This is a genomic window from Pseudoflavonifractor sp. SW1122, from assembly GCF_012027765.1.
GTDB lineage: Bacteria > Bacillota > Clostridia > Oscillospirales > Oscillospiraceae > Enterenecus > Enterenecus faecium.
In genome coordinates this window covers 1-5487 of the sequence record NZ_SJOS01000078.1, presented here as the reverse complement: position 1 = coordinate 5487, position 5487 = coordinate 1, and the positions used below count along the sequence as shown (strand labels likewise).

Genomic DNA, 5487 nt, shown 5'->3' with positions numbered 1-5487 from the left:
CAGGCCGGGACAAGCTAACTTGTCCCGGCCTTTCAGCGTGTCGAAGTTCGACACGCTTCTCAAAAATGCCAGCATTTTTTCGAGGAGTTGCAGCCCGCTGCATGCATAATCGGGTCAAAGGGCGACCCGATTCCACACTGGCGGGCTGAGAAGTGTTTTTTCCGATGCGCATGTCCCCGGAAAAAACAGATTTTAATTTATTTTCCCGCCCCCGGGCGGGAAAACTCTGCCGAGGGCTTTTTGATGATGCAAGAAAATGTATCCTTTTTGCATGCACATGAGGTTTTTCGACAGTCTGAAAGGAGACACTCACAGGTCGTGAGTGTCTCCTCTTTCATACAGAGCACCATTGCGCTCTGTTTCTTCACTTCAATCAGGGCTTGACGATGAGGTTCACCAGACGGCCGGGCACCACAATGGACTTCACCAGGTTCATGCCCTGGGTGAACTTCTGGACCTTCTCGTCGGCCTGGGCGGCAGCCACAATGGCGTCGTTGTCGGCGTCAGCGGGCACCTGGATGTTGGCGCGCACCTTGCCGTTGACCTGCACCACCAGGTTCAGGACGGAGGCCACGGTCTTGCTCTCGTCGTACTCAGGCCAGGGCTGCTGGCAGACAAAGTCCAGAGCGCCGTAGCCCAGCATCTCCCACAGCTCCTCGGCGATGTGGGGCGCGAAGGGGGACAGCATGGTGATGAGGGCCTTCATGTCGCCCTTGGTGCAGCCGTTCTGGCCAAACTCGTTGACCAGGCTCATCATGGCGGCAATGGCGGTGTTGAACTTCATGCCCTCGATGTCGTCGGCCACCTTCTTGATGCACTTGTGCAGGGATGCGGCGTTGGCCTCGGACTGGTTCTCGTCGTCCTTGCAGCTCTCAGCCAGGTTCCACACCTTGTCCAGGAAGCGCTTACAGCCCTTCACGGCGTTGTCCGACCACACAGCGGCCTGCTCGAAGTCGCCGATGAACATGATATACAGGCGCAGGGTGTCGGCGCCGTACTGGGCCACGATGTCGTTGGGGTTGACCACGTTGCCCCGGGACTTGGACATCTTCTCGCCGCCCTCGCCCAGAATCATGCCGTGGCTGGTGCGCTTCTGATAGGGCTCCTTGGTGGGCACCACCCCGATGTCGTAGAGGAACTTGTGCCAGAAGCGGGAGTAGAGCAGGTGCAGGGTGGTGTGCTCCATACCGCCGTTGTACCAGTCCACAGGGGACCAGTAGTCCAGAGCCTCCTTGGAGGCCAGGGCCTTGTCGTTGTGGGGGTCCATATAGCGCAGGTAGTACCAGCTGGAGCCAGCCCACTGGGGCATGGTGTCGGTTTCCCGACGGGCGGGGCCGCCGCACTTGGGACAGGTGGTGTTGACCCAGTCGGTCATCTTGGACAGGGGGGACTCGCCGTCGTCGGTGGGCTCGTAGCTGTCCACGTCAGGCAGCAGCAGGGGCAGCTGGTCCTCGGGCAGAGGCTCCCAGCCGCACTTGTCACACCACACCATGGGGATGGGCTCGCCCCAGTAACGCTGACGGGAGAACACCCAGTCACGGAGCTTGTAGTTGACCTTGGCCTCGCCGATGCCCTTCTCCTCCAGCCACTTGGTAATGGCGGGGATGGCGTCCTTGACGGTCAGGCCGTTGAGGAAGTCGGAGTTGACCATGATGCCGGTCTCGTCCTTGGCGGTAAAGGCCGCCTTCTGCACGTCCTCGCCACCGGACACCACCTCAATGATCTCACAGCCGAACTTCTTGGCGAACGCCCAGTCACGGTCGTCGTGGGCGGGCACGGCCATGATGGCGCCGGTGCCATAGGTGGACAGGACGTAATCGGAGATGAAGATGGGGATCTCCTTGCCGTTGACGGGGTTGATGCCAGCCACGCCGTCCAGCTTCACGCCGGTCTTCTCCTTATTGAGCTCGGCGCGCTCCAGGTCGGACTTGGCAGCGGCGGCCCGCTGATAGGCCTCCACGTCCTCCACGTTCTTCAGAAGGCCCTTCTCCTTCCATTCGGCCACCAGGGCATGCTCAGGAGCCAGCACCATGTAGGTGGCGCCGAACAGGGTGTCGGGGCGGGTGGTGAACACCACAATGGGGTCACCGTTGGTGGAGTGGAAGGTGACCTCTGCACCGGTGGAGCGGCCAATCCAGTTGCGCTGCTGGGTCTTCACCCGCTCGATGAAGTCCACCTCGTCCAGGTCGTCAATGAGGCGCTGGGCGTACTCGGTGATCTTCAGCATCCACTGGCTCTTCTCCTTGCGGATGACAGGGGCGCCGCAGCGCTCGCACACGCCGTCCACCACTTCCTCGTTGGCCAGCACGCACTTACAGGAGGTGCACCAGTTCACGGGCATGGTGGCCTTGTATGCCAGGCCGTGCTTGTACAGCTGGAGGAAAATCCACTGGGTCCACTTGTAATACTTGGGGTCGGTGGTGTCGATGACCCGATCCCAGTCAAAGCCAAAGCCCAGCATTTTCAGCTGGCTGGTGAAGTTCTGGATGTTGTCATGGGTCACCTTGGCGGGGTGAATGTGGTTTTTGATGGCGTAGTTCTCGGTGGGCAGACCGAAGGCGTCAAAGCCCATGGGGAACAGGACATTGTAGCCGTCCATGCGCTTTTTGCGGCAGACGATGTCCATGGCGGTATAGGGCCGAGGATGGCCCACGTGCAGGCCCTGGCCGGAGGGGTAGGGGAACTCCACCAGGCCATAAAACTTCTTTTTGTCGCTGTTGTCGTGGGCGGCATAGACCTTGGCGTCCTCCCACTTCTTCTGCCATTTGGGCTCGATGTTGGCAAAATCGTACTTCAACTTCCACACTTCCATTCCACGGGAGCTGGGCTCCCAAGAGTAATATTGGACCTCCCCAAAGGGGGAGAAGTTTCACAGTCCTTTGATTATACCGTATTTTCCAGCTGTTTTCAACCGCTTCTTGCAAGTCTCTTCCGTCCCCTTCCATTGTGATTTCCCGGGCGCTATGATACAATTCTGTTACCATGAGAAAGACAAGGAGGGTAACATCGTGAAGAAACCTGTAAAGTTTGTCCTTTGGTTGGCTGTGGGTGTGTTTGTTGTACTTTATGCCGGGGCAATGCTTAACTTTTTCCCCTTTTTCACCAATGAACTGGTGGCCGGGGAGATCTTGTTCTGCACCTTTGTCATCTGCGTGGTGGTTGGTATCTGCACAGCCATCATTCTCTCTCGTCTGGACCGCCGCTGAACCCTTTCCCGCCAACAGCGCAGCCCCCTGTTTTCCAGGGGCGCTGCGCTGTTTTCATCTCCGTTTCAGATTTTATCCAGATCCGGTATCATTCTGCCCCGCTCCCCCACTGCTGCATGCAGCGGTTGATGCAGGCAATGCGCCGTTTCATGCGGGCAAATTGGAACCCCCACACCCCCGCGTAAACGGCCAGGAAGATGGCGAAGTAGCTCACCACTCCCATCACATCCCGACCCATCCAACGCATCACATACGCCACAGGGAAGGTGGACAGGGAACAAATCACCAAATGGGTCAGAGTCTGGCGCGTGAGGCTCCAGTCCTCCCGTTCCCAAATCAGGGAGGCCCCTCCCCAGGCGGCCCCATACAAAACAGATACCCCGGTTTGGAGCACCACGGCAGCCAGCTCCGATCCCATATCCTGAATCAGCTGCGGATGGACGGCATAATAGGTCCCATCCCCCAACATGGCCGACACCACAATGGCGATTACCGTGCTGATGCTGATCCCCAAACACGCCCCCAACAGGCAGCGAACCCATGCCATTCGTTTCATATTCATCCCTCACAATCCCAATACTTCTTTGATTTTTGCCACATTTCTTCGGGAGACATAGGAGGTGCTCCCATCCAGAAAGCAGACGCATATGGTGCCGGTATAGCTCAAATCAAATTTCTTCACTTGCTTTAGATTGATGATTTCCGAGTGGGAGATGCGCACAAAGCTTCGTTTGTCCAGCCGTTTCTCCACCTCGTACAGCCGCATTTTCAACAGGTATTCTCCCCTCGTGGTCACTGCCATCACCTTCCCGTCCGAGGCATACACTCGCAGAAGCTGGGACGGGTCCAAAATCTCCGCCTCCTCTCCGCGAAAGCCGGACAAAATGGCGGGCGACTGCTGAGACAGCTGCTGTACCAGGTCATAGATTTGCTCATCCACCTGGGCTGTCACCACCACAACGCGAGTCTGTTCACAGTTGGGGTCCAGTTTGATTTCTACCTGCATGCTCTATCACCTCCCTGGTTGAGGCTAGTATAAGGAATCCCAGAAGATATTTCCACTGTTTTTCTACCATCGGTCGGTTTTGCCCCATAAGTGGTTGGTCGGCCCCTCCTCACTCTCACCTCTCCCCTTTCTCTGGCATAGGTTGAGTTGTAACTTTTTTGCCGAGGAGGCCTGACCAATGCCGAAGATTCAATATTTTTTGGGTGGCAACACCCCTTTGGGCTTTTCTTCCCTGTACCACCAGCTGTCTGACCCGGAGATCCACCGGGCGGTGTACATCTTAAAGGGCGGAGCGGGGTGCGGAAAATCCTCTCTCATGCGCCGGGTGGGACGCCACGCCCAGGCCGCCGGACACGAGGTGATCGAAATTCCCTGCTCCGGTGACCCCGACTCCCTGGACGCTGTGATTCTTCCAAAGCTGGGGGTGGCAGTTGTGGACGGCACCGCCCCCCACGTGGTGGAGCCCGCCTGCGCGGGAGCGGTGGAGCGATATGTGGATTTGAGCCGCTTCTACTCCTGGGAGGGGTTACAGCCCATCAAAGGGGAGATTATCGCCGCCGGGCAGGCCTGCTCTGCCTGCTATAAGCGGGTGTATCGCTGTCTGGGCGCCGCCGGGGAGCTGCTGGAGGACGTCCACGACCGGGTCACCTCCGACCTGCTCGCCCAAAAGCTGGCCCGGCGGGCCCGGGGTATCATCCTCCGGGAGTTAAAGCCCCTGGCCGCCGCCCCCGGCGTGGAACACCAAGGGTTTCTCTCCGCCGTCACCTATCAGGGCAGCATCACCCTTTGGGAGACCGTGGAGGCCCAGGCCGGACGGGTGTATGAGCTGTGGGACAGCTACGGCCTGGCCCATGATCTGCTGGCCCCCATCCTGGCCGCCGGACTGGCCACCGGGCACCAGGTGGTGGCCTGCCCGGACCCCATGGCCCCCCAACGACTGGCCCATCTCATCTTCCCCGACCTGTCCCTGGCCTTTGTCACCTCCAACGCCGCTGCACCCTGGCCCCATCACCCCTACCGCCGCCTGCGCCTGGATGCCATGGTGGACCGGGAGGTGTACCGCTCCAGCCGTCCCCGTTTGCGCTTTGCCCAGAAGGTGGCGCAGGCCCTGGTGGATCAGTCCATTGACGGCCTTCGCCAGGCCAAAGCCGCCCATGACAATCTGGAAGCTCTGTATAATCCCCACGTGGACTTTGATGGGGTGTATCAAACTGCCGACCAGGTAGCCCAGGAGATCTTCTCCCTGCCCCAGTGACCATCCAGACATAAAAAAAA

Annotated in this window: 5 protein-coding genes; 2 read left to right on the top strand and 3 right to left on the bottom strand. The window is 59.0% G+C overall.

Annotated elements, in window-relative coordinates; genetic code table 11:
• Positions 1-373 precede the first annotated feature (373 nt).
• Positions 374-2797, bottom strand: a complete 2424-nt coding sequence (gene leuS, locus E0L15_RS11870; protein WP_168125750.1) for a leucine--tRNA ligase — start codon at positions 2795-2797, stop codon at positions 374-376.
• A gap of 211 nt (positions 2798-3008) precedes the next feature.
• Here leuS and E0L15_RS11865 point away from each other — a divergent pair, with 211 nt between their 5' ends.
• On the top strand, positions 3009-3206 hold the full coding sequence (locus E0L15_RS11865) for a hypothetical protein (RefSeq protein ID WP_087369520.1): 198 nt from the start codon (positions 3009-3011) through the stop codon (positions 3204-3206).
• Positions 3207-3294: 88 nt separating this feature from the next.
• Here E0L15_RS11865 and E0L15_RS11860 read toward each other — a convergent pair whose 3' ends face one another.
• Both E0L15_RS11860 and E0L15_RS11855 read right to left on the bottom strand, forming a co-directional pair.
• Entirely contained in the window at positions 3295-3762 is a 468-nt protein-coding gene (locus tag E0L15_RS11860) for a DUF3021 domain-containing protein (protein WP_168125749.1), read from the bottom strand.
• 9 nt (positions 3763-3771) lie between these two features.
• A complete protein-coding gene (locus E0L15_RS11855) occupies positions 3772-4212 on the bottom strand; it encodes a LytTR family DNA-binding domain-containing protein (RefSeq protein ID WP_087233065.1) in 441 nt (146 codons plus the stop codon).
• A 178-nt stretch (positions 4213-4390) separates the two neighbouring features.
• Here E0L15_RS11855 and E0L15_RS11850 point away from each other — a divergent pair, with 178 nt between their 5' ends.
• Positions 4391-5467: a hypothetical protein gene (locus E0L15_RS11850; RefSeq protein ID WP_243155483.1), complete on the top strand. Its 1077-nt coding sequence runs from the start codon at positions 4391-4393 to the stop codon at positions 5465-5467.
• The last annotated feature ends 20 nt before the right edge of the window (positions 5468-5487 follow it).